General features: G+C 57.9%; 3 protein-coding genes. 2 read left to right on the forward strand and 1 reads right to left on the reverse strand.

The genetic code is table 11. The features are described from left to right. Positions 1-126 precede the first annotated feature (126 nt). Positions 127-1,827 carry an arginine--tRNA ligase gene (gene argS / locus ACP5EL_RS06260; protein WP_428401642.1) on the forward strand — a complete coding sequence of 567 codons (1,701 nt, stop codon included), beginning with the start codon at positions 127-129 and terminating at the stop codon, positions 1,825-1,827. A 91-nt stretch (positions 1,828-1,918) separates the two neighbouring features. Further along, positions 1,919-2,839, forward strand: coding sequence for a hypothetical protein (locus ACP5EL_RS06265; RefSeq protein ID WP_428401643.1), 921 nt, complete (start codon positions 1,919-1,921; stop codon positions 2,837-2,839). Positions 2,840-3,123: 284 nt separating this feature from the next. Here ACP5EL_RS06265 and ACP5EL_RS06270 read toward each other — a convergent pair whose 3' ends face one another. Further along, positions 3,124-3,618 carry a hypothetical protein gene (locus ACP5EL_RS06270; protein ID WP_428401644.1) on the reverse strand — a complete coding sequence of 165 codons (495 nt, stop codon included), beginning with the start codon at positions 3,616-3,618 and terminating at the stop codon, positions 3,124-3,126. Between the last annotated feature and the right edge of the window lie 44 nt (positions 3,619-3,662).

Here is a 3,662-nt window from a genome sequence, read left to right on the forward strand (position 1 = left end):
CCATCACCTTCTCCACCCCCATCACCTTCTTTGACCTGCCCCCAACCCTCATCTCGCGGAGCGGCGTCGCAACGCTTATATCGGTATATCGAACTTCCCACACCTGAGTCGTACGGTGATGTTCTCATGTTTCTGGACTTCTGGAGAGATGTCGAGTCGCTTCTTCGCGACGCCATGGATCGATGCGGGTTTGTGCTGCCCGAGACCGAGGCCAAGATCGATGGAAACGAGCTTCTGCTGGAGACGAGCTCCCATTCCGACCTCGCCTCCACCATATCCTTCAGGCTAGCGCCCCTTCTCAAGAGAAATCCCGCAGAGATCTCCAGGGAGCTCACAGAGGCGATCGCCACCGACGAGAGCGGCACCGTGGAGAAGGTCGAGGCGCGGGGCCCCTACCTGAACTTCTATGCGAGCCGCCGGTTCCTCGACTCGGTCATCCGAGAGGCCGAGGGCGATCGATGCTGGACCGGGTCATTGGCCGGGAGGGTGATCGTCGAGCATACCTCCGCCAACCCCAACGGCCCCCTCCACGTAGGCCACATAAGAAACTCCGTCATCGGAGATACCCTGGTGCGGATCCTCCGCCGGGCGGGCTGCGAGGTGGAGTCCCAGTATTACGTGAACGACATGGGACGACAGATCGCCATCGTCGTCTGGGGCTGCGGGCGGTATCCCCTCGACGGCTCGAAGGCCGACCACGCCATCGCGCGGGTCTACATCCAGGCGAACAAGGACCTGGCCGCAGAGCCCGAGCTGAAGGGGGGTGTCGACCGGCTGATGCAGCTCTACGAGTCAGGGGACTCGGAGACGGCAGAGAGGTTCAAGTCGGCGGTGGACTACGCCCTCTCCGGGATCGAGGAGACGTTGAGAAGGCTGAACATCTCCCACGACTCCCGCCACTGGGAGAGCGAGTTCGTCCGGGACGGATCGACGGTCGAGGTCCTGGGGTCCCTGGAGTCGACGGGTCTGACCGAGTGGGAGGAGGGCGCCCTCCAGCTCGACCTCTCGGACCAGGGGTTTGAGAAGAGGCTCGTCTTGAAGAGGTCTGACGGGACGTCCCTTTACACCACAAGAGACCTGGCCTACCACCGGTGGAAGGCCGAGCGCTCCGACCGGATGATCGACGTCCTGGGGGCCGACCACAAACTGATCTCAGGCCAGCTGAAGGCGGCCCTCCGTCTCATGGGAGTAAGGGTGCCCGAGATCGTGATCTTCGAGTTCGTATCTCTTCCCACCGGCTCCATGAGCACCAGGAAGGGCAAGTTCATATCCACCGACGAGCTCCTCGACGAGGTCGAGGTCCAGGCCTTCAAAGAGGTGACCGCTCGAAGGCCCGAGGAGGCGGAGGAGTTCAGGCGGGCGGTGGCCAAGGAGGTCGCCCTGGGGGCGGTGAGGTACGACGTGGTCAAGGTCTCGCCGGACAAGGCCACCGTCTTCGACTGGAAGGCGGCCCTGGACTTCGAGAAGCTCTCGGCCCCCTTCATCCAGTACTCTCACGCCAGAGCCTGCAGCATCCTGGTTAAGGCTGGCGACCGGGGCGAATTCGACCCCCGACTCCTCACCGCTCCCGAGGAGGTCGCCCTGGTCAAGAAGATCTCCTCGTTCGACCTCGCGGTCGAGCTGGCGGCGAGAGAGCTGAAGCCCCACCTCCTCGCCACCTACGCCAGGGAGCTGGCCGAGACCTTCAACCAGTTCTATCGGTCAAGCCCCGTCCTGGAGGCGGAGCCGGGCCTCCGGGAGGCGAGGCTCGCCCTGGTCAAGGCGGCCCGAAACTGCCTCCGGGCGACGCTGGATACCCTGGGGATCCCCGCCCTGGAGTCGATGTAAAACGAAATCCTGGGTCGCCGGATAAACACCCAGGAGATCTCCAAAACTTTTTGTATCAAGAGTGCCTTAGAGAGGATCGGGGGTTTTAATCTTGAACTCTAAAGGTGTATTGATCTCGCTATTGATCATCTTCTACCTCGGAGGCGGCTTCGCCGATGAGTGGACCGAAGAGCAGATGAGCGATCTCGGTGAAGAGGAGGTCGACTTCGGCCTCGGTCTCGCCTACGGCGGCGAGGGCGAGCCGCCCGATATGATGATCGGGTCGCCGGAGGGGCTGGAGACCTATGGGACGAACGGGGCCCGAGGAACTTCGGGACTTGCTGAGGCTTACTACAGCACCGAGGCTCCAGCATCCGGGGGGAGCGACGTCCAGCAGTACTCCATCTCGGGGCGCGAGCCCTCCACCGTCTACTTCGGAGGGCAGTCGACATCCTACTCGACCTACCGCTCCACCTACAGCGGGGCCAACTCCCTCTGGATCCTGGGGTCCTGGAGCTGGACCCAGTATGCATCGTGCCCTCTGTGGTCCTACCTCCAGCTTCTCGCCTACTCGCCCAGCGGCGGATCGGCGGACTTCTACAAGATACCCCTGAGCGGCAGTGTGGACAAAGATACCTATCGCCTCTGGCCCGGCTACAACAGGATAAACTTCCGGGCCGACGCCGCAGGTCGTCACATCCTCCTCTTCGTCGTCAACAACCAGCCGAGCAACGCCGTGGTCATCGACGTCTCCAGCGGGGGATGGCCGCCGGGTCCGAGTCCTGGACCAGGACCAGGACCGGTCCCCTCCTACGCTAGGGTGACGGTCAGGTCGAGCTGGCTTTCCGGCTACAGCGTAAGCGTCGACGACGTCCGGAGCTACAGCGACGGCAGCGACGGCAGGCTCGACGGGGTCGTCAGCTTCACCGTCGCCGGGGACCAGTACCACAGCATAAAGATAACGAGCCCAGGATACATGAGGTCGTACTACAAGTACTTCAGGAGCGGCTACGCCTACACCCTCACCATGTGAGGGGGAGGCCGAAAGGTCCGATCTCCAGCCCAGCTGAATGAGTTCGAGGGGCGGGCGAAGGCCTCAAACCCTCGAATCAGAATTTTTTGCCTATTCGAAGGCGATTCAACTTGATCAGGTCTCAGGCCCTGAGGCTCAGGACCGAGTTCGTTTGCCAGAAGACGTTGCGGCGGCGAAGAATGGCTCGAAGCCCCGTTCATTTAAGGGTCGGCCTTAAGGTCCACTCTTAGGTCACGATTGAAACAGAATAAGGTGCTCTAAAATCAAACAATCCTGTGTTTTGATTACAATTCATTTATAGTAATATTACCTTTGACATTTATGATCGATTCTTTTTGAGTGGCCCCCTCCGTCGGCGAGCCTTTTGCCTCTGCTACATTCAGAACGACGGGGATTTGTCCGACGAGTTTTGGCTTACTTTCTCCCATAAATTTCATAGACTTATTTGCATTTATTTCGATATATCCGCGATATTCCCCTTGAGTGAGGTTTGTGGCATCCAGAGTTACTTGGAAACTTATAATCTCATTTTCAGACATATTGTATGTATTATTACTACTCAGATTCAGCCAATAATTTTCATTATATGTAGTATTATATTTGGTTATAATTAAATTTTTTAAGTCCTCTCCCCTGTCCCTAATTATAATTATTTTTACTAATGTCTCGTTGGTTGAGATATTTTGGGATATCTCCTGGGGGTCAGTGATAATATGAACTGGCGGATATATCAATAATAAAAGATACATAACTACCACTGAGATGAAAATCGTAAGCATAACTAAAGCTGCTTTGGGCACTATCTAGAAATCGAGTGATATTC

It is taken from the genome of Methanocrinis sp., from assembly GCF_049974945.1.
Lineage (GTDB): Archaea > Halobacteriota > Methanosarcinia > Methanotrichales > Methanotrichaceae > Methanocrinis.